This window comes from Sphingobium sp. (assembly GCF_003248505.1).
Lineage (GTDB): Bacteria > Pseudomonadota > Alphaproteobacteria > Sphingomonadales > Sphingomonadaceae > Sphingobium.
The window spans coordinates 21591-47442 of sequence record NZ_QFOA01000019.1 but is presented as its reverse complement, the minus strand read 5'-3'; the positions used below and the strand labels follow the sequence as shown (position 1 = coordinate 47442).

The window sequence follows — 25852 nt, the reverse complement described above, 5'->3', positions numbered from 1 at the left end:
GGTCACTGCTCAGCGGCAATCAACACCTCAGGCCGGTCACGATGCCATCAGCGACCTCAATTTGCCCGCTTGCAGGCGCTTTCAATCCTGCGATCCGAGCATCTGTCAAACCAACTTTGTTCGCCATATGATCCTGCTACCTTAGGTAGCTTTTTGTAGTGGATACTGGCGAACATTTCAAGAACAATGCGGACAATGAATCGCAGATTTCTGCCGTTGTTGGACGCATACGGAAGCGTAAGGACCCTCTGATTTCAGCTCTTAATCAGCGGGTCCTAGGTTCGAGCCCTAGTGCGTCCACCATTCCCCCTTTCCAATATCGAAATCGCTCCGCGCCGGCATGTCCGACGCGGATTTTTAGTGCATGGCATGCTGACCCCAAAGGGTGCTATTGCTAATGACTTGCATATCGATTCCGGCATGGCTAGAGACGGCCCAAATCAAAGGGACTCATCGATATGCCTGTTCTGCTGCCCATGCTCGTTGCCGCCACCGCCACGAACATGATGCCCGACGCTGCCGCCGATGGCAGCGCGCCCAGCGAGATCATCGTGACCGGTCAGCGTACGGAGGGCGACGATGACTATGCGGTGAAGAAGCAGACCACCACGATGCGCTTCCCCCTGTCGCAGCGTGAAACACCCCAGTCGGTGAGCGTCGTCACCCGCGCGCAGATCGAGGATTTCAAGCTTAACGACATCAACGACCTGCTCAAGACCGTGCCGGGCGTTCAGGTGCAGGCGCAGGAAACCGACCGCATCTATTATTCGGCGCGCGGTTTCGACATCCAGACATTTCAGATTGACGGCATCGGCCTGCCTTTCGCATTCGAGGTGCAGACAGGGTCCATCGATACCGCGATCTACGACCATATCGACGTCGTGCGCGGTGCGCCGGGCCTGCTGTCCTCCACCGGCAATCCGTCAGCGGTGGTGAACTTCATCCGCAAGCGTCCGACCAAGACCTTCCAGGCGAGCGGCAGCGCGCAATATGGTTCGTTCGACCATCTGCGGCTCGACGCGGACGTAAGCGTGCCGCTGACCTCCAACGGGAGCGTCCGCGCCCGTGCGGTCGGCGCCTATCTCGATGAGGACAGCTATCTCGACCGTTACGGCCTGCGCCGCTGGACCGGCTACGGCATCGTCGAAGCCGACCTGACGCCGCAGACGACGCTGACCTTCGGCTACGGGCATCAGGACCATCAGAGCCGCGGCGCGACATGGGGGGCGCTGCCGCTCTATTACACGGACGGCACCCGCATCGACCTCCCACGCTCGGCCAATACCGGGACGGACTGGGCAGGATGGAACGTCATCGACCGTCAGATTTTCGGTGATCTCGTCCATCATTTCAACGACGACTGGCATGCCAAGCTGACAGTCGTGCGCCGCGCCGTCAGCGAAGATGACAAGCTGTTCTATGTATATAACAACCCCAGCGCGGCCTTCCCCGACGGGATCGACCCGGCGGAAACGCCCAAGGGGTTAAATGTCCGCAGCTATCCCGGCGCGTTCAAGGCGCAGACCCGCAACCTGACCATCGACGGCTATGTGGCGGGCAAGATCAGCCTGTTCGGCCGCCAGCACGACCTCATGTTCGGCGTCAATCGCAGCGCCCAGCGCTATATTCAGCAATCGAGCTATGACTTCGGTAGCATCAATGTGGTCCTGCCGCTCGACCGGATTTACGATGGCAGCTTCCCATTGCCCGATTTCCCCACCACCTACAGCAGCGACCCTGCTTCAAGCAGCAATTACAACACGCGCCGCGAAACCGCTTATGGCCTGGTCCGCCTCAACCCGGTCGATCCGCTCAAGATCATGCTGGGTGGAAACGTCACTCACGCAACCAGCAAGGGCTTCTCCTACGGCGCGCTCCAGAATTACGACTGGACGCGGTTCCTGCCGTTCGTCGGCGCGACCTACGACCTGACCGACAGCGTCAGCGCCTATGCAAGTTTCGCCACCATCTTCAATCCGCAGACGCAGACCACCGCGGCCCGCGAACTGATCGCGCCGATCAAGGGCGACAATCTGGAAGCAGGGCTCAAGGGTGAATGGTATGGCGGGCGCCTCAATGCCAGCATGGCCCTGTTCCAGGCACGACAGAAGAATACGGCGGAACTCGCCGGGTTCGACAGCAGCATCGGCCAGAACGTCTATCGCGGCGTCAACGCCAAATCGCAGGGCGTCGAATTCGAATTCGCGGGCATGATCGCGCCGGGGCTTCAGGCGACGGGCGGCTACACCGTCATGCGGGTGCGCGGCGATGACGACCGCCCGGTGCGCACCTTCGTTCCGCGCCAGCTCGGCCGCCTCAACCTTACTTACTCGCCGCCCTCGCTCCCGGCGCTGAAGCTCGGCGCGGCGGTCCAATATCAGACGAAAATCTATCTGGAGCCGGGCGCGTTGTCGGTCACCACGCAACGCCCGATCCGCATCACGCAGCCGAAATATGCGCTGCTCGACCTTCTCGCCAGCTATAAGCTGACGGAGCAGGTGCAGCTGAGCGTCAATCTCAAAAACGTGACGAATGCCAAATATCTGACCGCGCTGAATTTCGATCAGGGCTATTATGGCGCACCGCGCACGGTGCTCGGCACCATCAGCCTGCGATATTGACGGAAGGATCGGGATGACCGGCGCAGGACAGAGATGGTTGCGGGTGGCGCTTGCCGGGCCGGGTGCCGTGATCGTCGCGCTCGTCATGATGGCGGGCATGGCGCTGTGGCTTCCGGGCGGCGCTGCGGGGATCGACAATCTGGTCCTGCCGCTGGTGCTCGCACCGCTGATCTGGGCTGCGCTGTTCTTTCACGCCTGCCTCGACCGGAGGCTGGGCCGCGTCGCGTTCATTGCCTTTGCGCTCTTCATCGTCCACGCAGGTCTGATCGCCAACCGGCTGCTCGATCATGACGCCGCGCAGGAGACGCACCGATGATCCATCTGCAAAAGGATGAGACCAAGGCGATGGTCGCCGTGCACGGCTGGTCGGGCGTCCTGCTCGGCCTGCTGCTTTATGCCGTGGTCCTGACCGGCACCGCCGCAGTTTTCGCTGAGGAGATCGGGGCATGGTCGGCAGGGCATGTCGCCACCCAGTCCGCGTTCGAACGCCCCATAGGCGCTGCCCTGCGCCGTTTGGGCGAGCAGACCCCGGCGAAATATCATGAGGGCGTCGACCTGTTCGAAGTCGGCGACCACGACATGGGTTTCTTTTTCCACCGTCACGAGATGGATCATGGCGAACTCGTCGCGCGCGGCATTTTCTACGTCATCGGCAAGGACGGACGGGCCATCCACCGGCAGGAAGGCACCAGCGAGGACGTCTACGGCGCGCGCAACGACAATGCACTGAGCGCTTTCCTGGTCGACACGCATGTGCGCCTGCACGTCCCCAATCCATGGGGCCTGCTGCTGACGGGCATTCTGGGTCTGTCGATGCTGGTCGCGGCGATATCCGGCCTTCTCATCCACCGCCATCTTTTCAAGGATATCTTCACCCTCCGGCGCAAGGGCAACCCTGTCCTCGTCCATCGCGACCGGCATAGCGTCGCCGGAACATGGAGCCTGCCCTTCGCCTTCATCCTCGCCTTCACCGGCAGCTTCTTCTCCTTCTTCGGCACCGTCGGCGTGCCCCTGGTGGCGATGGCGGCGTTTAGCGGCAATGTGCAGGCGCTTCAGGAAGCGGTTTACGGCAATCCCGGCAAGCCCGATCCCCGCCCCGCCGCCATCGGCAATTTCGACCGCATCGCCAGCGATGCCATAACCCGCGCGGGCGCGATCCCGACCTTCGTCACCATCGAGAATTTCGGGCGTGCCGACGCCAAGGTGACGACCTATCACCCCCCGCGCGAAGCCGCGATCGCACCCATGTCGCTGCTCTACAACGGCGCAACCGCCGCCTTCGAGCAGGAAAAGCCGCTCGTGGGCACGAAACCGTCCGCAGGGGGCACGCTGGCTGCCATCATGTCGCCTCTGCATTTCGGCAATTTTGCGGGGATCCTGTCCAAGGCTGTCTGGTTCGGCCTCGGCTTCGCCATGTGTTACGTCACCTATACCGGCATGACGCTCTGGCTGGCGCGGCGGCAAGGCGAAGCGCGCTCGCTCGGCTGGCTGGAGCGGAGCAACATCGTCGTCGGTATCGGCCTTCCCTTCGCACTGGCGACCTCCGCTGCTGCCTTCCTCATGACGATGCGGCTGGGCGAGGCGGTCTGGTGGACGCCTGCCGGATTCCTCATCGGCTGCGCATTAGCGATCCTCGCCGGGATCATCCTGCCCACCGCCGAACAGCTCATCCTTGCCCTTAGGCTCGGCACCGGCGTCCTTTTCCTCGTCCTGCCGATCCTGAGACTGCTGGAAGGCGGGCCGGGATGGGGCGAAGCGCTTGCCGCTGCGCAGCCGGTGATCCCTGCGCTCGATCTCGCCTTCATCGTCGCGGGAGCGTGGGCGTTGCAACCGCTGCTTTCGAAATCCTACGGTCGCCGCGACGCCGTGACGCTTCAGGCAGCCGAATGATGGTCAGCCTCCCTTATGTCGCACTCGCTGTTTCGACCGCCTTCATCCTGTGGCTCAGCCTTGGCGATCCCAAGCGGCGCCGCACCGAAAGGCTGATGGGGGCGGGGCATTCCGCCGCCGTGCGCCGGATGCTCACCCTCGCCGTCCTTGCGCCTGGCATCGCCTGCGCTCTTGCGGGCGACGCCGCCGCGTTCCTCATCTGGCTCGGCGGATGCGCCGTCATCGGCTGGATCGTAACGCTGATCCTGTCGAACCGCGCCCGCCAGCCTGGCGACTGATGCGCCTCAACCCGTCTGCCGCCCTGCTGCCAGCAGCGGAGCAAAGGCCGCAACGCCCGCCGCCGGGCCTTCGGGATGCGCCCAGACCGCGCTGCTCACCGCCAGGAAATCGGCTCCCGCCGCCACCAGCGGCGCGGCGTTGCTCGCGCTAATCCCGCCGATCGCGACGCAGGGCAGTTCGAATAACGTCGTCCACCATCCCAAAATCGACGGATCGGGCCGATGGCTCGTTTCCTTCGTGGTCGTCGGGAAGAACGCGCCGAACGCCACATAGTCCGCGCCAGCCTCCCCCGCCTCCATCGCCAGATGACGGCTGTCGTGGCAGGTGACGCCGATCTGCACTTTCGGTCCCAACAGCTTGCGCGCGTCCCTGGGATCGCCATCGCCCTGCCCCAGATGCACGCCGTCCGCGCCGATGCGATGAGCCACCGCGGCACTGTCGTTGACGATGAATGCCACCTCCCGCTCGGCGCAAAGCCGCTGCAACGGTTCGGCCGCTCGCGCCACTGCATCGTCATCCAGCCCCTTGAGCCGCAACTGGAATGCCGACACATCTCCGCCGTCGAACGCCGCGCGCAGCCGGTCTGCGAACGCCGCGTCAATGGCGGGCGGCGAAATAAGGTAGAGCTGGCAGGCGGGGCGAAAACCCCGTTCGAACTGGTCGGCGAAATGCGGGTCGAGCGCCAGTTCCTCGTCGGTGAAGTCAGTCATGCCTGCCCAGTAGAGCATCCAGCGCGGCGTTGAAAGCCTGCGGATCGTCGAGCCGGTGCGCCAGATATCGGATTGTTCTCCGCCCTTGTTGCACCGCGGGGTCGAGTTCAAGGACGATGTTGGGATGCGCGATCAGCGCTGCGTTGAACGCACCTTCTTTGCGGATCGCGGCCAGTGTCCAATCCTCGCACCGTGCCCGGACTTGCGTGACGGGCACCGCCACCGCGCGCAGATGGCCGGCGGGCCACATCAGTTCCTGCGACGTCAACCGAACCGGACGCGTCTTGAAGGACAGAATGAAGCGGACCAGCCACAGGGCGATGCCAAGGCTGATCGCTGAGAGAACAAGGGCGACTCTGCCGTTCCAGAGCGCGATGAGGCCATGCGTCACGGCCGCCTCGATCCCGACGAGGCAAAGGAGCACCCACATCATCGGCGCGACGGCGCGATGATAAGGGAAAAGCCGAACGCCGGGCGAAACTTCGTCGCGCCCGGCGTTCGTCATGGAAGTCAGACCGCGATCGGCTGCTTTGCGGTCGATGCGCCGTGGATTTCATCGATCGCTTCACCCAGCGATCCGTTGAATTCGTCGTCGCTCATCTGGTGGCGCAGGTCGTTCAGCAGCGCGCGGCTGAAGCTTGCGATGATCCCCCGGTTCTGGGCCAGTTGCGCGCAGGCTTCGGTGCGGCTGAACCCGCCCGAAAGCGCGACGACGCGAAGAACTTTGGGATGATCGACCAGCGGGTCGAACAGCCCCGCCTTCGCCGGCAGCGACAGCTTCAGCATCACCTGCTCGCCTTCGGGCAGCGCGTCGAGATTCTTGAGGATTTCCTCCAGCAGGATCGCGTCGGCTTCGGCGCGCTCGGGCGACTTGATGTTCACTTCCGGCTCGATGATCGGCATCAGCCCACCGGCCAGCACCTGACGTCCGACTTCGAACTGCTGGGCGACGACGGCAGCGATGCCCTCGCGATTGGCGAGGTTGATGACCGACCGCTCCTTGGTGCCGAACACGCCCAGGCCCTTGGCACGTGCGAGCAGGGTGTCGAGGCCGGGATTGGGCTTCATCAGTTGCACGCCGTTGGCCTCGTCCTCCAGACCCTTGTCGATCTTGATGAAGGGCACGACGCCGCGCTCGATCAGCGCCTGCGGGGTGGGCTTCCCGTCGACGGTGCCGTCCATCGTCCGTTCGAACAGGATCGCGCCCAGCACCTTGTCGCCTGTGAAGACGGGCGAGGTGATGATGCGGCTGCGCATCGCGTGGATGAGCGCGAACATTTCTTCCTCGTTGGCATAGGCATCTTCCTCAATGCCATAGCCCTTCAAGGCTTTGGGCGTCGATCCGCCGCTCTGGTCGAGCGCTGCGATAAAGCCGTTGCCCTTGGCGATCTTGGCCTTCATTTCCTGATCCAGCATCTGCACATACCTTCTTGAAAGATAAGGATATCGCCCCTGTAGCGACACCTGTTCCAGATGGCCTCCCACACCCTCTCCAAGGCGGGAAAGCCGTGTTCGGGCGTCAGGCGTGAAGCGCCTTGACCCCCGGCAGTTCCTTGCCTTCCATCCACTCGAGGAAGGCGCCGCCCGCAGTCGACACGAAACTGAAATCGTCCGCAACGCCGGCGTGGTTGAGCGCCGCGACAGTATCGCCGCCCCCGGCGACGGAGGTCAACTGCCCTTCCTTGGTCAGCGCCGCCGCCGTCCTGGCCAACGCCACGGTCGCGGTGTCGAACGGCGCGATCTCGAACGCGCCGAGCGGACCGTTCCAGACCAGAGTCCGGCAATTCTTGATCGCATCGCCCAACGCCTCGACGGCAGCAGGTCCGACATCCAGGATCATCTCGTCCTCGGCTACCTCATGCACGTTGCACGTGCGCACGGACGGAGGGTTCGCGGCGAATTCCTTCGCCACCACCACGTCATAAGGCAGGTGAATGGTGCACCCCGCCGCTTCCGCCTTGTCGAAGATCGCCTCGGCCGTATCGGCCAGATCCTTTTCGCATAGCGATTTGCCGACATCGACGCCGCGTGCGTAAAGGAAAGTGTTGGCCATCCCGCCGCCGATGATCAGGTGATCGACCTTCGCGACAAGGTTGTTGAGCACGTCGAGTTTCGTCGACACTTTCGCGCCGCCCACGACAGCCGCGACCGGTTTCACCGGCTCACCCAATGCGGCCTGCAACGCGTCCAGTTCCTTTTCCATCGACCGCCCGGCAAAGGCGGGCAGTTTGTGGGCCAGTCCTTCGGTCGACGCGTGCGCGCGGTGCGCGGCGGAAAAAGCGTCGTTGACATACAGGTCGCCGATTGCGGCCATCGCATCCACCAGCGCCGGATCGTTCTTTTCCTCGCCGGGGTGGAAGCGGGTATTTTCCAGGATCGCGATATCGCCGTTGCGCATGACCGCAATGCCGTCAGCGGCGGCCTGACCCTGGCAATCGGGAATGAACTGCACATCCCGGCCCAGCACCGCCGTCAGCGGGCGCGTGATCTTGGACAGGGAAAATTCCGGGTTCTTCTGTCCCTTGGGCCGTCCGAAATGCGCAAGGATCAGCACCTTGGCCCCCCGATCGGACAGTTCCAGCACGGTCGGCATCGCCGCGCGAAGGCGGGTGTCGTCGCTGACCGCCCCGTCGTTCATCGGCACGTTCAAATCCTCGCGGACCAGCACCACCTTGCCGGCGATGTCGCCCATATCGTCGAGCGTCTTGAACGGCTTACCCATGCGTCATCCCCTGTGTCGCCTTGTGTCAGATGAAAATCCCCGCCGGTGCGCCCGGCGGGGATGACGTGTCCTTAGAGGAACTTCGCCACGACACCGGTGGTGTCGATCATGCGGTTCGAAAAGCCCCATTCGTTGTCGTACCAGCTCAGCACGCGAACCAGCGTGCCGTCGATCACGGCGGTTTCGAGGCTGTCGACGGTCGAACTGCGCGGATCGCCATTATAGTCGATCGACACCAGCGGTTCGTCCGAATAGCCGAGCACGCCCTTGAGCGGGCCGCTTTCCGACGCTGCCTTGAGCAGCCCGTTCACCTCGTCCTTGGTCGTCGCCTTCTTGGCGATGAACTTCAGGTCCACGACCGACACGTTGGGGGTCGGCACACGCACCGAAGAACCGTCCAGCTTGCCCTTGAGCTCGGGCAGCACTTCGCCGACCGCGCGGGCGGCACCCGTGGTGGTGGGGATCATCGAGAGAGCGGCAGCGCGGGCGCGACGCATGTCCTTGTGCAGCTGGTCCAGCGTGTTCTGGTCGTTGGTATAGCTGTGGATCGTGGTCATGAAGCCCTTTTCGATGCCGATCGCATCGTGAAGGACCTTCGCCAGCGGCGCGAGGCAGTTGGTGGTGCAGCTCGCATTGGAAATGACGATGTCGTCGGCGGTCAGCTGGTCATGGTTGACGCCGAACACCACCGTGCGGTCGACATTCGTGCCGGGCGCGGAGATGACGACGCGTTTTGCACCGGCGGTCAGGTGCGCGCTTGCCTTCGCCTTGTCGGTGAAGATGCCGGTGCATTCCAGCGCGATGTCCACGCCCTGCGCCGCGTGCGGCAGGTTGGCCGGGTCGCGCTCCGCCGTCACGGCGATGCGCTTGCCGTCGATCACCAGCGCGTCGCCATCCACGCTCACCTCACCGGCCCAGTTGCCGTGCACGGAATCGCGCTTGAACAGCAGGGCATTGGACTGGGCATCGCCCAGGTCGTTGATGCTGACCAGTTCCAGGTCATGATCGGTGCGCGAAAGAATGGCGCGCGCCACCAGACGGCCAATGCGTCCGAAACCGTTGATTGCTACCTTCGTTGCCACTGCACTAGCCTCCTGATGGTGTTTTTCGGTTCAATTCTTGTCGAGCGCAGCCGCGATCTGCGGCGCGATCTTGACGGCGGTCAGGCCGAAATGGTCGTAGAGCGCTTCCGCCGGGGCCGACGCGCCGAAGCTGTCGATACCAAAGCGCAGGCCCGCGATGCCGGTGTGCCGCTCCCACCCGAACGTCGTGCCCGCCTCGATGGAAACGCGCAGCACATGATGCGGCAACAGATCGTTCTTATAGGCTTGATCCTGCGCCTCGAAATGCGCCCAACTCGGCATGGAGACGACATCGGCGCCGATGCCCTTCTCTTCCAGTAGCTTGGCGGTATCGACCGCGATCTCGACCTCGGAGCCGGTGGCGATCAGCACCACCTTGCGCTCTGCGGTCGCCGGGACGAGGCGGTAGGCGCCCTTCGCCGACAGGTTCTCGCTCTTTTCCGTGCGCAGTTGCGGCAGGTTCTGCCGGGTCAGCGCCAGCACCGAAGGACCGTTCGCGTCCTTGAGCGCCAGTTCCCAGCATTCGGCGGTCTCGACGATGTCGGCGGGTCGATAGACGTCGAGGTTGGGGATCATGCGCAGCGACATGACATGCTCGATCGGCTGGTGCGTGGGGCCATCCTCGCCAAGGCCGATGCTGTCATGCGTCAGCACGTGGATCACCCGCTGCTGCTGGAGCGCGGCAAGGCGGATGCCGCCACGCATATAGTCGGAAAAGACGAGGAAGGTGCCGCCATAAGGAATGACGCCGCCATGCAGGGCCATGCCGTTCATCGCGCAGGCCATGCCGAATTCACGGATGCCGTAATAGACGTAACGCCCGCTATAATCGGCGGCGGTCAGCGGGCCGGTGGACTTGGTCTTTGTGTTGTTGGACCCGGTAAGGTCGGCGGAACCGCCCAGCGTTTCGGGCAGCAGGTCGTTGATCGCTCCCAGCGCCAGCTCGCTCGCCTTGCGGGTCGCGACCTTTTGCGGAGCCGCGATCAGGCTGTCGATATAGGCTTCGAGCGAGAAATCTGCCGGCAGATCGCCCGCCATCCGACGCGAAAATTCCGTTCCTTGCTCGCTATTTGCAAGCCGTCCTTCCCACGCCGAGCGCACATCCCCGCCCTTCGCGCCAATCGCTTTCCAGGCGGCGGCGACATCGGCGGGAATCACGAAGGGTTCGGCGCTCCAGCCCAGATATTCGCGGGCCGCCGCCACTTCCGCATCGCCCAGCGCAGAGCCATGGACGCCCGATGTCCCTGCCTTGTTGGGCGCGCCATACCCGATCTTGGTTGCGCAGGCGATCAGGCTCGGGCGCGGATCGGCGATCGCCTCGTCGATGGCGCGGCGCACGTCCGCTGCGTCATGTCCGTCGCACGACACGACATGCCATCCCGTCGCTGCGTACCGCGCGCGCACATCCTCGCTGCTCGACAGGTCGACCGCGCCGTCGATGGTGATCTTGTTGTCGTCCCACAGCACGATCAGGCGGCCCAGCTTCAGGTGCCCGGCAAGCCCTATGGCTTCATGGTTTATGCCTTCCATCAGGCAACCGTCGCCCGCGATCACCCAGGTGCGGTGATCGACCAGGTCGTCGCCGAACTGCGCGTTAAGGTGCCGCTCGGCAATCGCCATGCCGACCGCGGTGGCCAGACCCGACCCCAGCGGTCCGGTCGTCGCCTCGACGCCCGCCAGTTCGAAATTCTCCGGATGTCCCGCGCACGGGCTGTGCAGCTGACGGAAATTTCGGATATCGTCCATCGTCGGGCGCGCGTAGCCGGTCAGGTGCAGCAGCGAATAGATCAGCATCGACCCATGCCCCGCCGACAGCACGAAGCGGTCGCGGTCGGCCCATTTCGGCGCGGTCGGATCGAATTTCAGATAATCCCCGAACACCACGGTTGCAACGTCCGCCATGCCCATCGGCATTCCGGGGTGGCCACTGTTGGCGGCTTGCACCGCATCCATGGAGAGCGCCCGGATGGCGTTGGCGAGCGACTTTTCGGAAACGGTCATCGTGGGCAGGCGTCTTTCCTGATCGGGAGGCGTCATCTGTGCCCGCGCGCCGGCGGGCGAGTCGAGTTTCGCGATCCCTTTGTATGGTCAGGCCCGATGCGTCAACCACGGGCCGCCCTCTCGCGCCGACAAAGCGGGACGGATGACGCGGATCGCCGCTTTTGCAACCGCCCCGCATCGGCTATGCCGACCCTATGGCAAGCGACCGCATGATGCAGGCGATCGGCACGCTGGAACGTGCTGTGACCCGGCTTGAACAGGATGTGGCCCGTCTCGGCACGACCCCGGCGGCCTCCCCATCCATCGACCACGACGCCGCGCGCGAAGCGCTCCGGTCGCTCGACGAACTCATCGATTCGCTGAAGGATCGGGACCATGGCTGAAATCATGCTTCAGATCGCCGGGCGCCCCTATCCGATCCGCTGCCGCGACGGGGAGGAGGCCCATCTGGTGCACCTCGCAACCCTGGTCGAGGAAAAGGCCCGGCAGGCGCAGCAATCGACGCCCGGCCTCACCGAAGTGCGCGCATTGCTCTTCGCCGCGCTGTTTCTGGCCGACGAACTGAACGATCTGCGCGCCGAAGTCGCGGGGCATCAGGCGCAGCTTCCGCTGGAGGATGAGGACGCGCCGGCAGCCCGTGCCGTCGAAACGCTGGCCGTCCGCATAGAAAAGCTGCGCACGGTGCTTGCCCCGCACCTCCCGGACGCCTAGATTGCACCGCGACGGGCACTGCGCGGCACGAGCTTTAGCGAACATCCCTGAGGCGATAATCACATCCAAGGGGGCTGTCCCTGGGCGGGTTCCGGCCCGATCTACATGGTCCCCACCTGACGTTGAGGCGTCAGAGGATATTCCAGCAAACGACCGAGGCGGTCCCGTCACCCTCACCGCCCGCTTTTCCTTCGGACGATGATGAGCCAGGACATATCCACTCCCGACAAGAGCAGCCTGCGCGCCACCGCGCGCCAGCGCCGCCGCGCCTTCGTTTCGACGCTCGATCCGCTGGCGCACCGGCTGTCGTTCAAGGCCGTGCCCTCTCCCCTCGCCCGCCGCATGGCCGATGTGCAGGTGGTCGCCCTCTATATGGGGCTGGAGGACGAAGCCCCGGCGCAGCGCCTCGCGCCGCAGCTTCAGGCGATGGGAAAGACCCTGGCCCTTCCCCGCGTGCTCGACCGGCTCGGCAGCATGGACTTCCTGCGCTGGGAACCGGACGCGCCGCTGCGCCCCGGTCCGTTCGGCACCAGTCACCCGGAGCCGGGCTACGGCCCTGTCGTGCCCGATGTCATCATCGCGCCGCTTGTCGGCTTCGACCGCGCGATGAACCGCCTCGGGCAGGGCGGCGGCTATTACGACCGTGCCTTCGCCCGCATGTCCGACGCGCTGCGCATCGGGCTTGCCTGGTCCGCTCAGGAACTCGACGCGGTGCCTGCCGATCCTTGGGATTTGCCGCTCGACATGATCCTGACCGAGGTCGAACTGATCGAAGGCGTCGGGGCATGAGCATAGACCCGCGCCATTATCATCAGCCCAGTTGGCGCAAGCCTGTCGGCATGATCGGCATCGTCGCGCTCATCATTTTATGGGCCGTGCTGGTCGGCAGCCTGTCGGGACTGATCGGCGCCCTGCCTATATGGGCGCAGGTTCCGGTCTATGTCGTGCTGGGGATCGTCTGGATCTGGGTCCTGCCGCTGCGGCGCATCCTGACCTGGATGGAAACCGGCCGCTGTCGGTAACGGACCGACTGAAAAGAACACTTCCCTGGACAAAGGAAGTGGCGCGAGTGACGGGGCTCGAACCCGCGACCTCCGGCGTGACAGGCCGGCACTCTAACCAACTGAGCTACACCCGCGCATGGGTGGTATCGCTTCGAACCTGCGGACAGGCTACGGGAGGACACGTCTCCCTGATCCAACCAAAACCCACTCTCCTTCAAGGAAAGTGGCGCGAGTGACGGGGCTCGAACCCGCGACCTCCGGCGTGACAGGCCGGCACTCTAACCAACTGAGCTACACCCGCGTTCGGTGTGGAAGCGCCGTCTATGAGCGTCGGGCGGGGCTGTCAACCGTCCGTCACCCTGCTTTCGTCTTTCTCGTCATTTTCTTTGCGGCGCGGCACAGTCAACGTGCCTTGCTCGAAAAGGAAACCGGCGATGTCGGGCGTTCCGGCGGCCCCTACGACGGTCTGGATGATGATGAGCAGCGGCACCGCCAGCAGCGCGCCGGGCGTCCCCCACACCCATCCCCAGAAGGTCAGCGACACGAGAATCAGCAAGGGGTTCATCGTCAGCCGCCGCCCCAGCAGCATCGGGGTAATGACGTTCGCCTCGACCAGATGGAAACCCACCTGAAGCGCAGCGGGCAGCAAGGCCACCCAGACGTCGTCGAACACCATGAGGCCGCCCAGCCCCAGCAGCACCGCCGCCAGCATCGGCCCGAAATAGGGCACGAAGTTCAGCAGCGCCACGATTCCGCCCCACATCAACGGCGAAGGCATGCCGATCAGCGACAACGCGACCGCGACCGCCAGCCCGAGGCAGGTGTTGATGAGGGCGATGGTGATGACATAGGCCGATGTCGCATCGACCACATTCTGGATCACTCGCGCGACCGCCATCGCCCCGTCGAAGCTGCCCCGGCTGTTGATCGTGCGCCGACGCAGGCGCGTCCAGCCCGCCAGAAAGAAATAGATGATGAGGAGCGCGAACACCATCTGGATGATCGCGGCGGGCGCGCTGGTCGCGGCGAATTGCAACAGCGACCGGGGCGCTTCCACCGCCGACGCCTGCGCCGCGGCCACCGGGCCGCTCGCCAGCATCTGGACGGTTTCGTCGACGAAACGCTGGAGGTTGGCGTAGAAGTTGATGACGGGCGCCAGGTTCGCCTGGATCTGCGGCAGACGCTGGGGCAGCACGCGGAACCATTCGGTCGCAGGCACGATGATGAGCACCAGCGCGGTGTTGGCGACCAGCAGGAAGCCCACGACCGCCGCCAGCGCCGCCATCCCGGACGGGATACCGCGCCGCTCCATCCATTCCAGCAACGGCACCAGCGCGATCGCGATCACCAGCGCGGCGGTCAGCGGCAGGAAGAATTCCGCCCCCGCCCGCAACGCGAACGGCAATGCGAGCATGACGCCGATCCCGGACGCAAGTGCGATCGACGCCAGCAGCCGGTCGCGCCTGCGGTTGATTTCCTGCAAATCCTGTTGGTTGCCGTCGGGCGATTCCCTGTTCACGGATTCAGATGTGCGCGGGTTGAACCGCAGCGTCAATTTGCAATAGGGCGATGGGCGAAGCGGGTGACGAAACCGCGCTTAACCAAATCTTGGTCAGCCCCCGCTACATTGTCATCCGAACAGGGCGGGGAAGGACATGAAGCGAGCAGTAACGGCCATCGCGGCCGCGCTGGCATCGACGGCGGCCGGGGGGCAGCCATCGACCGTCCGGCTCGATACGCAAATATTCGTGGAGCGGGTCGGCGCCGACATCAACGGTCGCCCCCGCCGCACGCTGATCCCCTCCGATCAGGCCGCGCCCGGCGATACGGTCATCGTCATCCTGCACTGGCGCAATGGCGGAAGCCGCCCCGTGCGCGCTTTCACGCTCAGCCGCTCCGCGCTGCGCGGAGCGACACCAGACCTCACCGATCCCGCACTGCTCGTATCGATCGATGGCGGCGCGCGATGGGGCCGATTCGACACCATCTGGCTGCCCACGCCGCTCGGCGGCGTGCGCCGCGCCGTGGCGCAGGACGTGACGCACATCCGCTGGACCTTGCCCGACCCCATATCGCCGGGCGGCGCGGCGCGGATGAGCTACCGCGCCACGCTGCGCTAGCGCATCAATCGACGAAGAGAAAAGCCGGCGCTTCCAGCCGCTTCTTGACCGCCTGGACGAAGCTTGCCGCGTCCCAGCCGTCGACCACGCGATGGTCGCAACTGATCGACAGGTTCATCAGCTTCGCCGCAACCACTTCCTTGCCCCGGAACACCGGACGCTCGATCACGCGGTTGGGACCGATGATCGCCACTTCCGGGCGGTTGATGACCGGCGTCGTCGCGATCCCGCCGAGCGGCCCGAGCGACGTCAGCGTCAGGGTGGAGCCGCTCAGTTCCTCCGACTTGGCCTTGCCCGTCCGCGCGGCGTCGGCCAGGCGGCGAATTTCGCTCGCCAGTTGCCAGACGTTGCGATCCTGCGCGTCGCGGATCACCGGCACCATCAGCCCCGCGTCGGTTTGCGTCGCCAGACCGAGGTGCACCGACCCATGCCGCGTCACCACGCCCGCCTCGTCATCATAGCGCGCGTTCAGCATGGGAAATTCGGGTAGCGTCCGGCAGATCGCGACGATCAGCAGCGGCAGCATGGTCAGCTTGGGCCGCTCCCCTCGCCCGGCGTTCAGCTGCTCACGCAATTCTTCCAGCGCCGTCACGTCAATCTCGTCGACATAGGTGAAGTGCGGGATATGCCGTTTGGACGCGGCCATATTCTCCGCAATGCGGCGCCGCATCCCGATCACCTTGACCTGTTCGTCGGCACGTCGCGCGGATCGACCGGCGGGCGCATAGCCCTGCCCCGACCCATAGAGCAGATAGGCGTCGAGGTCGGCGTGGCGGATGCGGTCCCCGGTGGGCTTGACCTGCGCCAGATCGATACCCAGCTCCTTCGCCCGCGCACGCACGGCAGGCGACGCAAGCACAGCTTCCTGCGGCGCGGCGGGTGCGACAGGCACGACAGGTTCGGCCTTCGCCGCCACCGGTTCCGCCGCACGTTCCGGCTCGGGTGCGGGGGAAGCCATGGGGGCCGCCGCTTCCTCGATCAGCGCCTCGCCCGGCGTTTCCGCGTCGATGGTCTCCGCACTGGGCGGCGGCGGCGCGGCGACGGACGCTTCGCCCTCCACCTCGATCTCGACCAGCATCGAACCGATAGGCACCTGATCGCCCGGTTCACCCGCCAGCCGCACGACCGTACCCGCGACGGGGCTTTCCATCTCGACCGTCGCCTTGTCGGTCATCATGTCGGCAATGGGCTGGTCCTCTTCGACCCGGTCGCCCACATTGACGTGCCAGCCGACGATCTCAGCCTCTGAAATGCCTTCGCCGATATCCGGCAGCTTGAATATGAACAGCGCCATGACGCCTTAGTCCTTCATGATCTTGGTGATGGCTTCGCGAATGCGCACGGGTCCGGGGAAATAGGCCCATTCCAGACTGTGCGGGTAGGGCGTGTCGAAACCGGTGACTCGCTCGATCGGCGCTTCGAGATGATAGAAGCAGCGCTCCTGTACCTGGGCGAGCAGTTCCGCGCCAAAGCCGCTGGTGCGGGTCGCTTCGTGCACGATCAGGCAGCGGCCCGTCTTGCGAACCGACGCCTCGATGGCCTCGATGTCGAGCGGGACGAGCGTGCGCAGATCGACGATCTCTGCATCGATCCCCAGCGCCGCGACGGTGTTTTCCACCACATGCACCATCGTGCCGTAACACAGGACGGTCAGCGCCTCTCCCGCCCGCACGATCCGCGCCTTGCCCAATGGTATCTTATAGTATCCGGTCGGCACCTGCGCGTCCGCGTGACCGGCCCAGCTCTTGGCAGGCGTGTCGTAATGGCCGTCGAACGGGCCGTTGTAGATGCGCTTGGGTTCGAAGAAGATCGTGGGATCGTTATCCTCGATCGCCGCGATCAGCAGCCCCTTGGCGTCATAGGGCGTGGACGGGATCACCGTCTTGACCCCCGACACATGGGTGAAGATGCCTTCGGGCGACTGGCTGTGCGTCTGACCGCCGAAGATGCCACCGCCAAAGGGCGACCGCACCGTCATCGGCGAAATGAACTCGCCCGCCGACCGGTATCGCAATCGTGCCGCCTCGCTCACCAGCTGGTCGAGCGCGGGGTAGATATAGTCGGCGAACTGGATTTCGGGCACCGGGCGCAGGCCATAGGCACCCATGCCGACCGCCACGCCGATGATTCCGCATTCGGTAATCGGCGTATCGAACACGCGGTTCTTGCCATATTTCTGCTGCAAGCCCGCCGTCGCACGGAACACGCCGCCGAAATAGCCGACATCCTCGCCCATCACGACCACGTCGGGGTCGCGATCCATCATCACGTCCAGCGCGCTGTTGATCGCCTGGATCATATTCATCTGGGTGGCGTCGCCCTGCACAAGGGCTTCGCTCATAGCCGCGTTTTCGTTCGCTTCGCTCACAGCCGCGTTTTCGTTCGCTTCGCTCACAGGCCCGCCGCCTTCCATTCGTCCAGCATCTGCTGTTTCTGCTCCTCAAGATGCCAGGGCATCTCTTCGAACACATCCTCGAACATGCTCTCCATCGGATGGTGCAGGCCATGGCCCAGAATGCCGTTCTTTTCCGCTTCGCGTGCAGCGTCGCGGACATATTCGGCCAGTTCCTTGTCCATCGCCGCGTGCCGCTCCTCGTCCCATATGCCAAGGCCGATGCAATGCTGCTTCAGGCGATGGATCGGATCGCCCAGCGGCCATTGGCTGCTTTCCTCGGCGGAGCGATAGGCGCTCGGATCGTCGGAGGTGCTGTGCCCCTCTACGCGATAGGTGAAGTGCTCGATCAAAGTCGGCCCGCCATTGGCACGCGCCCGGTCGGCGGCCCAGCGTGTCGCGGCATAGACCGCCAGCACATCGTTGCCATCGACCCGCAATCCCGCAATGCCATAGCCGATGGCGCGTGCCGCGAAGGTGGTCGATTCGGCTCCCGCAAAACCTGAAAAGCTACTGATAGCCCACTGATTGTTAACGACATTCATGATAACAGGCGCGCGATAGACGCTGGCAAAGGTGCAGGCCGAATGGAAGTCGCCCTCTGCGGTCGATCCTTCCCCGCACCATGTCGCGGCGATCCGGGTGTCGCCCTTCGCCGCGCTCGCCATCGCCCAGCCCACGGCCTGCGGATACTGCGTCGTCAGATTGCCGGAAATGGAAAAGAACCCGGCATCGCGTGCCGAATACATGATCGGCAACTGGCGGCCCTTCATCCGGTCGCCCTTGTTCGAGTAAATCTGGTTCATCATGTCGACGATGGGCCAGTCGCGCGCGATCAGGATGCCCTGCTGGCGATAGCTGGGAAAGCACATGTCGTCCCGCGACAGTGCCAACGCCGCGCCGATCGACACCGCCTCCTCGCCGGTGGACTTCATATAGAAACTGGTCTTGCCCTGGCGCTGCGCACGGAACATCCGCCCGTCGAAGGCGCGGGTCAGCGCCATGTAACGCAGCATCTTCAGCAGCGTTTCGGGCGGCAACTTGGGATTCCACGGTCCGACCGCCTGCCCGTCATCGTCCAGCACGCGAACCAGCCCATATGCCATTTCGCGCATGTCGGCGGGCTGCGCGGCTTCGTCCGGACGCGTCTGCGCACCGGCGGGCGGAATGTCGAAACGGGTGAAATCCGCCGCTTCGCCGGGCCGCGCGGGCGGCTCGGGAACGTGCAGCTTGAGCGGCGGCAGGTTGCGTCCGCCCTGCCCTTCGCCATCACCAAAACCGATAGGATCGCTCATCCTTGCTCCTATGATGCAATGCAATAATATTGCTTGTTGCAGTTATTAAATTACAACCTTGCAAAGGGCAAGTCTTACTGACCCAAATTTATCGTGTCAGCTGTCCACTTCGCTGTCTCGTTCACACTGCAACCGGCGCCGAAATGGCGCTTTGCGGCGCATAATCGGTCACTTCGAAATCTTCGATCCGATAGTCGAAAATGCTTGAGGGCCGTCGATCGATCCGCAACCGCGGCGCGCCTGCGGGCGCGCGACTCAGCTGTTCCTCCACCAACGGCGCATGGTTGAGGTAGAGGTGCACGTCACCGCCCTGCCAGACGATCTCCCCCGGCTCCAGATCGGTCTGCTGCGCCAGCATCCGCGTCAGCATCGCCAGGCCGAAGATATTGAACGCAAAGCCGAGGCCCAGATCGCAACTGCGCTGAAACAGCAGCCCATTGAGCCGCCCGTCGGCGACCTGGAACTGATAGGTCATGTGGCATGGCGGCAGCGCCATGTTGGGGACTTCCGCCACGTTCCACCCGGTAAAGAGCAACCGCCGCGATCCCGGCGTCGCGCGAATCGCCTCGACCAGTTCCGCGATCTGGTTCCGCCCCTTCTCCGCCCGCCGATAAAGGCCGTCGCTCACTGGCTCGTAGATCGGCCAGTTCACCCATTGCGCGCCATAGACCGGACCGAGATCGCCCCAGCGCGCAGCGAAATCCGCATCCTCCACGATCCGCGCTTCGAAGGCATCGCGGTCGATATCCTCGCCCGTCGCCCGGCGATAGGCGTCGAGCGGCCAGTCCGTCCAGATATGGACATTCTGCCGCACCAGTTCGCGGATATTGGTATCGCCGGTCAGGAACCACAGCATCTCGCGCGCCGCGACCTTCCAGTAGACACGCTTGGTCGTCAGCAAAGGAACCGCATCGTTCGCCAGCGAAAAGCGCATCGTCGCGCCCAGTATCGACCGGGTGCCGACGCCCGTCCGGTCGATCCGCTCGTCGCCATGCCACCAGATATGCCGCATCAGGTCGAGATATTGCTGCTCATAATGGGGTGTTTCGGTCAAAACGTCATCCTGCGCTGGCGAGTCCTCCCACCGATGTAGCCGAGCGCGCGGGCGTGGCCAATGTCCCGTCCTTTTCGAAAGGCAATGCGTCATTGCGGAGGCAATCGCGCGCGATTGCGCCGTATCGGACTTAGTTGAGGGTCGTTTTTTCAACGGCTTGCTGGCCTGATGTGCCGATGCAGGTGCCCGCCCCCCACCTTGTCATCGCCATCCTGGATGAAGAATGGCGGCTGCGGCGAACCGTTCCGCTCGACGCCTGTTGGCAGGATGCGCTGCGGCGGCTGCTGGCGGACGAGGGCAGCTGGGTCGCGATCATCCAGCGCCGCGCGCCCACTCTGTCGTCCAGCCCCGGCCCGGCCGACCTTGTCCTTACCCGTTCCCTCTTCCGCAGTCTGCGCGCGCTCGGCATCGGCCTTGCCGATCACATCATCGAAGCGGGGCATGACCGCTTCAGTTTCCGCAGCGCCGGGCTGCTGTAAAAAGGCGCGCCCAAAAAAAGCGCGATCCCCGCTTGCCAGCCTGCCCACCCCTCTCTATAGGCGCACTCCTGCCTCGCGGGGCCGCCCTAAAAGCGGCTCTGGCATCGGTCGGGGAATAGCTCAGCCTGGTAGAGCACTGTCTTCGGGAGGCAGGGGCCGGAGGTTCGAATCCTCTTTCCCCGACCACATTCTTCTTGTTCCTCCGCCGGAACCACCACGTGCCCCCGTGCGCTTAGAGATAAACGGAGGATGCCATGCAACACACTCAACCGGAAGACGCGGCCCACATCGACAAGGTGGACGCGCGCAGCGGCTCCCGCTCCAAGCTCAACCGCAATGTGTTGATCGTCAGCCTGGCGCTGGTGATTATAGTCATGCTTGTGGTCGTTGGATCGGGCTTTCTGTCCACCGACCGGTCCGGTGCCGATCAGGTGAATGCCGACAACGGCGCTGTCGCGACCGTCGCGCCGAACCGGTAACGTCCCAAAACAGACACGACCCTGATGGGCGGAGCGGCTTGACCGTCTCCGCCTTTCGGCGTTCGCCTTGTTTCGTCGTCGCCACTCCTTTTCGACACATGACATTTGTCGAAAGGGCACGCGCCCTTCTTGCGCGCTTGTAAAAGTTGTTTGACCCGGTCCGGACTGGCGGCAATGATCCGCCTTATCAAACCGGTACGGCACACCTGCCGCATCCCAACGACAATCCGACCCGTATCGCGCGGGCATTCAGGCAGGAGACACAAGCCTTGCACAGACGCAATTTTCTGGCCCTCGGGGCTGCCGGTATCGGCGGGCTTGCGCTGCCGTCGATGTTCGGGCGCGCGATCGCCGCGGAAGAACTGAACAGCACTCTGTCCGCATCGTTCAAGAAGCAGCTAGCGGATACCGCGATGAACAGCGCGAAGAGCGCGGGCGCGACTTATTGCGACGTGCGCGTCGGCCGTTACCTGCGTCAATTCGTCATCACGCGCGAACGCAATGTCGAAAACATCGTCAACACCGAATCGACCGGCGTCGGCATTCGCGTCATCGCCAACGGGGCATGGGGCTTTGCCGCGACCAACGATCTGACCCCCGATGCGGTGGCCAAGGCCGCGGCCCAGGCCGTCGCCATCGCCAAGGCGAACGCGCCGGGACAGAGCGCCCCGGTCCAGCTTGCGCCCACGCCGGGCGTGGGCGAAGTCGCCTGGCGCACGCCAATCGTCAAGAACAGCATGACGGTGCCGATCAAGGACAAGGTCGACCTGCTGATGGGCGTCAACGCCGCCGCGCTCGACGCTGGCGCGAGCTTCATCCGCTCCATCCTGTTCCTCGTCAACGAACAGAAATATTTCGCCAGCACCGACGGCAGCTACATCGACCAGGATGTGCATCGCATCTGGGCGCCGATCGAAGTCACCGCCGTCGACAAGGTAAGCGGCAAGTTCCGCACCCGCGACGGACTCTCCGCGCCGATGGGCATGGGCTTCGAATATCTGGACGGCGCGGCCAGCGGCAAGACCGTGCTGCCCAACGGCGTCACCGTCTACGGCAAAAGCTACGACATGAAGGAGGACGCCGTCGCCGCCGCCAAGCAGGCACAGGCGAAGATCAAGGCGACATCGGTCAAACCCGGCAAATACGACCTCGTGCTCGACCCGTCGCATACCTGGCTTACCATCCATGAATCGATCGGCCACCCGCTCGAACTCGACCGTGTGCTCGGCTACGAAGCCAATTACGCGGGCACCAGCTTCGCCACGATGGACAAGCTGCAAAGCCATTTCCAATATGGCAGCGACAAGGTGAACATCGTTGCCGACAAGACGCAGCCGGGCAGCCTGGGCGCGGTCGCCTATGACGACGAAGGCGTCAGGGCGAAGAAGTGGGACCTGATCCGCGACGGCAAGCTGGTCGGCTATCAGGCCATTCGCGATCAGGCGCATATCGAGGGCAAGAAGGAATCGGACGGCTGCGCCTATGCCGACAGCTGGTCCAATGTGCAGTTCCAGCGCATGCCGAACGTCAGCCTGGAACCGGGCAAGCAGAAGATGAGCGTCGGCGACATGATCGCCAATGTCGAAAACGGCATCTACATCATCGGCGACGGCAGCTTTTCCATCGATCAGCAACGCTACAACGCCCAGTTCGGCGGTCAGCTCTTCTACGAGATCAAGAACGGCAAGATCACGCAGCAGATCGAGGATGTCGCCTACCAGATCCGCACGCCGGAATTCTGGAACGCCTGTGCGGGGGTCTGCGACGCCAGCGACTATCGCCTCGGCGGCTCCTTCTTCGACGGCAAGGGTCAGCCTGCACAGGTGTCCGCCGTGTCGCACGGATCCTCGACCGCGCGCTTCAACGGCATCAACGTCATCAATACCGCCCGCACGCTCGGCTGACAGACCGCTTTAGGAGACAGAAAAAATGAGCATCCTTCCCGAAGTGCAGGCCAAGGCTATCCTGACCAAGGTCGTGGGCTTTTCCAAGGCGGACGAATGCACCGCCCAGTTGAACGGCATGACGCGCGGCAATGTCCGCTTCGCGCGCAACGACGTGTCCACCGCCGGTGTGACCGACGATATCCAGCTTCAGGTGCAGGTCGCCTATGGCAAGCGCGTGGGCACCGCCACCATCAACCAGTTCGATGACGCCGCGCTGGAACGCGTCGTTCGCCGTGCGGAGGAACTGGCGAAGCTGGCACCTGAAAATCCGGAATTCATGCCTGCGGTGTCCAAGCAGGCCTATATGAAGACCGACACGTTCAGCGCGTCGACGGCAGGCATCACGCCTGCCTATCGCGCCAAGGTTGCGACGGACTCCATCGCCCCCTGCCGCGCGGAAAAGCTCGTTGCGGCTGGCTATCTGGAAGATCAGGCGGGCTTCGTCGCCTTCATGAACAACAAAGGCAATTACGGTTACCAGACCGGCTCCAGCAGCGACTATACCTGCACCGTCCGCACCGAGGACGGGCGCGGTTCGGGCTGGGTCGGCCATAATGTGCAGGACGTGGCGCAGTTCAACGCGGGCGAGGACATCCGCGTCGCCATGCGCAAGGCGAGCGCATCGGCGGGCGCGCAGGCGCTGGAGCCGGGCAAATATACCGTCATCCTCGAACCTGCCGCCGCCGCCGGTCTGATCGCCTTCATGATGTTCTTCTTCGACGCCCGCTCCGCCGACGAAGGCCGCAGCTTCCTGTCGAAAAAGGGCGGCGGCAACAAGATCGGCGAACAGGTCTACGGGCCTCAGGTCAACATGTTCGCCGATCCCGCCTATCCCGGCGCGGCGGTCTACCCCTGGGATGACGAGGGCCTGCCCCGCAAGAAGATGCCGATCATCCAGAACGGCAAGCTCATGAACATGAACTACAGCCGCTACTGGGCGCAAAAACAGGGGAAGCCCGAACAGGCCGGTTTCGGAAACGTCATCATGCAGGGCGGCACCAAGTCCACGGCCGACCTTATCCGCTCGACCGAACGCGGCATCCTCGTCTCCCGCACCTGGTATATCCGCATGGTCGATCCGCAGACGGTGCTGCTCACGGGCCTGACCCGGGACGGCACTTTCTATATCGAGAACGGGCAGCTCAAATATCCGATCAAGAATTTCCGTTTCAACGAAAGCCCCGTGATCATGCTCAACAATGTGGAGGAATTCGGCAAGCCAGTCCGTGTAAAGAGCGACGAAAGCGACATGGTCATGGTGATTCCGCCCATGAAGCTGCGCGATTTCACCTTCACCTCGCTGTCGGACGCGGTCTGAACATGTCGGTCGGAGGATGACGCGCGGCGAATTTCTTCGGCTGATGGCTGGCGGTCTGGCGAGCACGCTGCTCGCCCGGCCGCTCGCCGCAGCGGGTGGCTACGACTTCTGGTTCACCCGCCTGCGCTACGATTCGGGCGACTGGGACGTGGATCAGCGCGCCCCGTCGAACATCATCACCTCGCTCATCGACTATACGACACTGCGGGTCGATCCCAAGGAACATGTGATCCCGCTGTCCGACCCCCGGATGCTGACCGCGCCCTTCTGCTACATGGCGGGGCACAAGCTCGTCGAATTCTCCCCCGCCGAACGCCGCAATTTCGAACGCTATGTCCGCAACGGCGGCTTTGTGATGGTGGACGATTGCAACCACGACATAGACGGCCTGTTCGCCCGATCCTTCGAAGCGCAAATGGCGAAAATCTTCGGGCCCAAGGCCCTGAAACCCTTGCCCAAGACCCATGGCATCTATCGCAGCTTTTTCCAGTTCGACGGCCCGCCCAACACGGCGTTCGAACTCAACGGCTGGGGCGACGACCTCGTCCACGATTATCTCAAGGGGATCGAGGTGAACGGGCGGCTCGGCATTCTCTACAGCAACAAGGATTATGGGTGCGAGTGGGATTATGATTGGCGCAACAAGCGCTTCCTGGCCGAAGATAACACCCGGTTCGCAGTAAACATCGTGATGTATGCGCTGACGGTGTGATGCTTCCCGCCCCTCTGTAACTATGCCCAGCAAGGGACTGCAAATGAACGATATCACCGAAGCCGAAATCGAAAGCCGCCTCGCGCGTCTGGGCGACTTGCGCGCCGCGATCGGGCAGGCGATCGTCGGGCAGGCAGAAGTGGTCGAACAACTGTTGATCGGCCTGCTCGCGGGCGGGCATTGCCTGCTGGAGGGGGTTCCGGGCCTTGGCAAGACGCTGCTGGTGCGCTCGCTGGGCGAAGCGCTGAAGCTTGAATTCCGGCGGGTTCAGTTCACCCCCGACCTCATGCCCAGCGACATTCTGGGCACCGAATTGCTGGAGGAGGATCACGGCACCGGGCATCGCAGCTTCCGGTTCCAGCAGGGGCCGGTCTTTACCAATCTGCTGCTCGCCGACGAACTCAACCGCACTCCTCCCAAGACGCAGGCCGCCCTGCTCGAAGCGATGCAGGAAAAGACGGTCAGCTATGCAGGCGTCACGCACCGCCTGCCCAACCCCTTCTTCGTGCTGGCGACGCAGAACCCGCTGGAGCAAGCCGGCACCTATCCCTTGCCCGAAGCACAGCTCGACCGCTTCCTCCTCCATATCCGCGTCGATTATCCCAGCGAGGAGGAGGAACGTGCCATCCTGGCCCAAACGACCGGCGCGGGCGGCGCCGCGGTCCCCGCCGTCATGCAGGGGGAAGAAGTGCTGGCGCTTCAGGCACTGGTGCGCGACGTGCATCTGAGCGACGACCTGCTCGCCTGGGTCACGCGCCTTATCCGCGCGAGCCGTCCCGGCGAAGCGACGCCAGAGGAAATTCGCAAATATGTGAAATGGGGTGCCGGGCCGCGTGCCGGGCAGGCGCTCATCCTTTGCGCCAAGGCGCGTGCGCTGCTCCACGGTCGCCTCGCCGCGACACGGGACGATATCGCCGCGCTTGCAGCGCCGGTGATGCGCCACCGCCTGCTTCTTTCCTTCGCGGCCGAGGCCGAGGGACGCAGCGCGGACGATGTCGTCGCCGCCCTGATCCGCGCCGTTCCGCTCGGCTGAAAGC

The 25852-nt window shown here is 64.0% G+C and carries 26 protein-coding genes and 4 tRNA genes; 17 read left to right on the top strand and 13 right to left on the bottom strand.

From position 1 onward, the window contains the following. Positions 1-221 precede the first annotated feature (221 nt). From DI606_RS09045 to DI606_RS09025, 5 genes are all read left to right on the top strand, one after another. Positions 222-303, top strand: a tRNA-OTHER gene (locus DI606_RS09045). A gap of 155 nt (positions 304-458) precedes the next feature. Further along, positions 459-2621: a TonB-dependent siderophore receptor gene (locus DI606_RS09040; RefSeq protein ID WP_293981856.1), complete on the top strand. Its 2163-nt coding sequence runs from the start codon at positions 459-461 to the stop codon at positions 2619-2621. 13 nt (positions 2622-2634) lie between these two features. After that, on the top strand, positions 2635-2937 hold the full coding sequence (locus DI606_RS09035; protein WP_293981853.1) for a hypothetical protein: 303 nt from the start codon (positions 2635-2637) through the stop codon (positions 2935-2937). After that, positions 2934-4511 (top strand): PepSY domain-containing protein, encoded by a 1578-nt coding sequence (locus DI606_RS09030; RefSeq protein WP_293981850.1) that lies wholly within the window; start codon positions 2934-2936, stop codon positions 4509-4511. Before DI606_RS09035 ends, DI606_RS09030 begins: the two co-directional genes overlap by 4 nt. Further along, a complete protein-coding gene (locus DI606_RS09025) occupies positions 4508-4789 on the top strand; it encodes a hypothetical protein (protein ID WP_293981848.1) in 282 nt (93 codons plus the stop codon). The genes DI606_RS09030 and DI606_RS09025 overlap by 4 nt, the downstream gene beginning before the upstream one ends. A 6-nt stretch (positions 4790-4795) precedes the next feature. On the opposite strand, the gene thiE is transcribed toward DI606_RS09025, so the two are convergent. The 6 genes from thiE to tkt all read right to left on the bottom strand — a co-directional run bounded on the left by thiE (position 4796) and on the right by tkt (position 11305). Beyond that, on the bottom strand, positions 4796-5500 hold the full coding sequence (gene thiE, locus DI606_RS09020) for a thiamine phosphate synthase (RefSeq protein WP_293981846.1): 705 nt from the start codon (positions 5498-5500) through the stop codon (positions 4796-4798). Continuing rightward, on the bottom strand, positions 5493-6005 hold the full coding sequence (locus DI606_RS09015; RefSeq protein WP_293981843.1) for a hypothetical protein: 513 nt from the start codon (positions 6003-6005) through the stop codon (positions 5493-5495). The genes thiE and DI606_RS09015 overlap by 8 nt, the downstream gene beginning before the upstream one ends. Positions 6006-6010: 5 nt before the next feature. Further along, positions 6011-6916, bottom strand: coding sequence for a fructose bisphosphate aldolase (locus DI606_RS09010; protein ID WP_293981840.1), 906 nt, complete (start codon positions 6914-6916; stop codon positions 6011-6013). A 103-nt stretch (positions 6917-7019) separates the two neighbouring features. Further along, a complete protein-coding gene (gene pgk, locus DI606_RS09005; protein WP_293981838.1) occupies positions 7020-8222 on the bottom strand; it encodes a phosphoglycerate kinase in 1203 nt (400 codons plus the stop codon). Between the two features lie 71 nt (positions 8223-8293). Beyond that, the gene (gene gap / locus DI606_RS09000; RefSeq protein WP_293981836.1) at positions 8294-9304 is read right to left on the bottom strand and encodes a type I glyceraldehyde-3-phosphate dehydrogenase; all 1011 of its coding nucleotides are present in this window, start codon (positions 9302-9304) and stop codon (positions 8294-8296) included. A 30-nt stretch (positions 9305-9334) separates the two neighbouring features. Then, positions 9335-11305 carry a transketolase gene (tkt, locus tag DI606_RS08995; protein ID WP_293981834.1) on the bottom strand — a complete coding sequence of 657 codons (1971 nt, stop codon included), beginning with the start codon at positions 11303-11305 and terminating at the stop codon, positions 9335-9337. A 161-nt stretch (positions 11306-11466) separates the two neighbouring features. On the opposite strand from tkt, the gene DI606_RS08990 reads away from it, so the two are divergent. The 4 genes from DI606_RS08990 (at position 11467) to DI606_RS08975 (ending at position 13038) form a co-directional block, all read left to right on the top strand. Beyond that, positions 11467-11688 carry a hypothetical protein gene (locus tag DI606_RS08990; protein WP_293981832.1) on the top strand — a complete coding sequence of 74 codons (222 nt, stop codon included), beginning with the start codon at positions 11467-11469 and terminating at the stop codon, positions 11686-11688. After that, positions 11681-12016 (top strand): cell division protein ZapA, encoded by a 336-nt coding sequence (locus tag DI606_RS08985; protein WP_293981829.1) that lies wholly within the window; start codon positions 11681-11683, stop codon positions 12014-12016. The genes DI606_RS08990 and DI606_RS08985 overlap by 8 nt, the downstream gene beginning before the upstream one ends. 201 nt (positions 12017-12217) lie before the next feature. Continuing rightward, positions 12218-12805 carry a 5-formyltetrahydrofolate cyclo-ligase gene (locus DI606_RS08980; protein WP_293981826.1) on the top strand — a complete coding sequence of 196 codons (588 nt, stop codon included), beginning with the start codon at positions 12218-12220 and terminating at the stop codon, positions 12803-12805. Next, on the top strand, positions 12802-13038 hold the full coding sequence (locus DI606_RS08975; RefSeq protein WP_293981824.1) for a DUF2842 domain-containing protein: 237 nt from the start codon (positions 12802-12804) through the stop codon (positions 13036-13038). Before DI606_RS08980 ends, DI606_RS08975 begins: the two co-directional genes overlap by 4 nt. 39 nt (positions 13039-13077) lie before the next feature. Here DI606_RS08975 and DI606_RS08970 read toward each other — a convergent pair. The 3 genes from DI606_RS08970 to DI606_RS08960 all read right to left on the bottom strand — a co-directional run bounded on the left by DI606_RS08970 (position 13078) and on the right by DI606_RS08960 (position 14539). Further along, a tRNA-Asp gene (locus tag DI606_RS08970) sits at positions 13078-13154 on the bottom strand. 90 nt (positions 13155-13244) lie between these two features. After that, positions 13245-13321, bottom strand: a tRNA-Asp gene (locus DI606_RS08965). Positions 13322-13363: 42 nt separating this feature from the next. Further along, on the bottom strand, positions 13364-14539 hold the full coding sequence (locus DI606_RS08960; RefSeq protein WP_293981821.1) for an AI-2E family transporter: 1176 nt from the start codon (positions 14537-14539) through the stop codon (positions 13364-13366). Between the two features lie 136 nt (positions 14540-14675). Here DI606_RS08960 and DI606_RS08955 point away from each other — a divergent pair, with 136 nt between their 5' ends. Beyond that, positions 14676-15140 (top strand): hypothetical protein, encoded by a 465-nt coding sequence (locus DI606_RS08955; RefSeq protein WP_293981817.1) that lies wholly within the window; start codon positions 14676-14678, stop codon positions 15138-15140. A 4-nt stretch (positions 15141-15144) separates the two neighbouring features. On the opposite strand, the gene DI606_RS08950 is transcribed toward DI606_RS08955, so the two are convergent. The 4 genes from DI606_RS08950 to thyA all read right to left on the bottom strand — a co-directional run bounded on the left by DI606_RS08950 (position 15145) and on the right by thyA (position 19881). After that, positions 15145-16434, bottom strand: a complete 1290-nt coding sequence (locus tag DI606_RS08950; RefSeq protein ID WP_293981814.1) for a dihydrolipoamide acetyltransferase family protein — start codon at positions 16432-16434, stop codon at positions 15145-15147. A 6-nt stretch (positions 16435-16440) separates the two neighbouring features. Beyond that, positions 16441-17481: an alpha-ketoacid dehydrogenase subunit beta gene (locus DI606_RS08945; protein ID WP_367119467.1), complete on the bottom strand. Its 1041-nt coding sequence runs from the start codon at positions 17479-17481 to the stop codon at positions 16441-16443. A gap of 50 nt (positions 17482-17531) precedes the next feature. Further along, the gene (locus DI606_RS08940; RefSeq protein ID WP_293981811.1) at positions 17532-18827 is read right to left on the bottom strand and encodes a 3-methyl-2-oxobutanoate dehydrogenase (2-methylpropanoyl-transferring) subunit alpha; all 1296 of its coding nucleotides are present in this window, start codon (positions 18825-18827) and stop codon (positions 17532-17534) included. Between the two features lie 121 nt (positions 18828-18948). Further along, a complete protein-coding gene (gene thyA / locus DI606_RS08935) occupies positions 18949-19881 on the bottom strand; it encodes a thymidylate synthase (protein WP_293981809.1) in 933 nt (310 codons plus the stop codon). Positions 19882-20057: 176 nt separating this feature from the next. On the opposite strand from thyA, the gene DI606_RS08930 reads away from it, so the two are divergent. The 7 genes from DI606_RS08930 (at position 20058) to DI606_RS08900 (ending at position 25848) form a co-directional block, all read left to right on the top strand. Next, positions 20058-20360, top strand: coding sequence for a JAB domain-containing protein (locus tag DI606_RS08930; RefSeq protein WP_293981806.1), 303 nt, complete (start codon positions 20058-20060; stop codon positions 20358-20360). Between the two features lie 109 nt (positions 20361-20469). Further along, positions 20470-20546: transfer RNA gene (locus DI606_RS08925), tRNA-Pro, on the top strand. A gap of 68 nt (positions 20547-20614) precedes the next feature. Beyond that, positions 20615-20839, top strand: coding sequence for a hypothetical protein (locus DI606_RS08920; protein ID WP_293981803.1), 225 nt, complete (start codon positions 20615-20617; stop codon positions 20837-20839). 269 nt (positions 20840-21108) lie between these two features. After that, entirely contained in the window at positions 21109-22743 is a 1635-nt protein-coding gene (locus DI606_RS08915; protein WP_293981800.1) for a TldD/PmbA family protein, read from the top strand. 25 nt (positions 22744-22768) lie between these two features. After that, positions 22769-24103: a TldD/PmbA family protein gene (locus DI606_RS08910; RefSeq protein WP_293981797.1), complete on the top strand. Its 1335-nt coding sequence runs from the start codon at positions 22769-22771 to the stop codon at positions 24101-24103. Between the two features lie 16 nt (positions 24104-24119). Continuing rightward, on the top strand, positions 24120-24815 hold the full coding sequence (locus tag DI606_RS08905; protein WP_293981795.1) for a DUF4159 domain-containing protein: 696 nt from the start codon (positions 24120-24122) through the stop codon (positions 24813-24815). Positions 24816-24858: 43 nt separating this feature from the next. Next, complete coding sequence (locus DI606_RS08900) at positions 24859-25848, top strand: MoxR family ATPase (protein WP_293981793.1); 990 nt, start codon at positions 24859-24861, stop codon at positions 25846-25848. Positions 25849-25852 lie beyond the last annotated feature (4 nt).

What these genes read in the sequence shown, in the direction of transcription:
- DI606_RS09040 (WP_293981856.1), top strand. Translation starts at nt 459, where the DNA reads ATGCCTGTTCTGCTGCCCATGCTCGTTGCCGCCACCGCCACGAACATG.
- DI606_RS09035 (WP_293981853.1), top strand. Translation starts at nt 2,635, where the DNA reads ATGACCGGCGCAGGACAGAGATGGTTGCGGGTGGCGCTTGCCGGGCCG.
- DI606_RS09030 (WP_293981850.1), top strand. Translation starts at nt 2,934, where the DNA reads ATGATCCATCTGCAAAAGGATGAGACCAAGGCGATGGTCGCCGTGCAC.
- DI606_RS09025 (WP_293981848.1), top strand. Translation starts at nt 4,508, where the DNA reads ATGATGGTCAGCCTCCCTTATGTCGCACTCGCTGTTTCGACCGCCTTC.
- thiE (WP_293981846.1), bottom strand. Translation starts at nt 5,500, where the DNA reads ATGACTGACTTCACCGACGAGGAACTGGCGCTCGACCCGCATTTCGCC.
- DI606_RS09015 (WP_293981843.1), bottom strand. Translation starts at nt 6,005, where the DNA reads ATGACGAACGCCGGGCGCGACGAAGTTTCGCCCGGCGTTCGGCTTTTC.
- DI606_RS09010 (WP_293981840.1), bottom strand. Translation starts at nt 6,916, where the DNA reads ATGCTGGATCAGGAAATGAAGGCCAAGATCGCCAAGGGCAACGGCTTT.
- pgk (WP_293981838.1), bottom strand. Translation starts at nt 8,222, where the DNA reads ATGGGTAAGCCGTTCAAGACGCTCGACGATATGGGCGACATCGCCGGC.
- tkt (WP_293981834.1), bottom strand. Translation starts at nt 11,305, where the DNA reads ATGACCGTTTCCGAAAAGTCGCTCGCCAACGCCATCCGGGCGCTCTCC.
- DI606_RS08985 (WP_293981829.1), top strand. Translation starts at nt 11,681, where the DNA reads ATGGCTGAAATCATGCTTCAGATCGCCGGGCGCCCCTATCCGATCCGC.
- DI606_RS08980 (WP_293981826.1), top strand. Translation starts at nt 12,218, where the DNA reads ATGAGCCAGGACATATCCACTCCCGACAAGAGCAGCCTGCGCGCCACC.
- DI606_RS08975 (WP_293981824.1), top strand. Translation starts at nt 12,802, where the DNA reads ATGAGCATAGACCCGCGCCATTATCATCAGCCCAGTTGGCGCAAGCCT.
- DI606_RS08955 (WP_293981817.1), top strand. Translation starts at nt 14,676, where the DNA reads ATGAAGCGAGCAGTAACGGCCATCGCGGCCGCGCTGGCATCGACGGCG.
- DI606_RS08950 (WP_293981814.1), bottom strand. Translation starts at nt 16,434, where the DNA reads ATGGCGCTGTTCATATTCAAGCTGCCGGATATCGGCGAAGGCATTTCA.
- DI606_RS08945 (WP_367119467.1), bottom strand. Translation starts at nt 17,481, where the DNA reads ATGAGCGAAGCCCTTGTGCAGGGCGACGCCACCCAGATGAATATGATC.
- DI606_RS08940 (WP_293981811.1), bottom strand. Translation starts at nt 18,827, where the DNA reads ATGAGCGATCCTATCGGTTTTGGTGATGGCGAAGGGCAGGGCGGACGC.
- DI606_RS08930 (WP_293981806.1), top strand. Translation starts at nt 20,058, where the DNA reads ATGCAGGTGCCCGCCCCCCACCTTGTCATCGCCATCCTGGATGAAGAA.
- DI606_RS08920 (WP_293981803.1), top strand. Translation starts at nt 20,615, where the DNA reads ATGCAACACACTCAACCGGAAGACGCGGCCCACATCGACAAGGTGGAC.
- DI606_RS08910 (WP_293981797.1), top strand. Translation starts at nt 22,769, where the DNA reads ATGAGCATCCTTCCCGAAGTGCAGGCCAAGGCTATCCTGACCAAGGTC.
- DI606_RS08905 (WP_293981795.1), top strand. Translation starts at nt 24,120, where the DNA reads ATGACGCGCGGCGAATTTCTTCGGCTGATGGCTGGCGGTCTGGCGAGC.
- DI606_RS08900 (WP_293981793.1), top strand. Translation starts at nt 24,859, where the DNA reads ATGAACGATATCACCGAAGCCGAAATCGAAAGCCGCCTCGCGCGTCTG.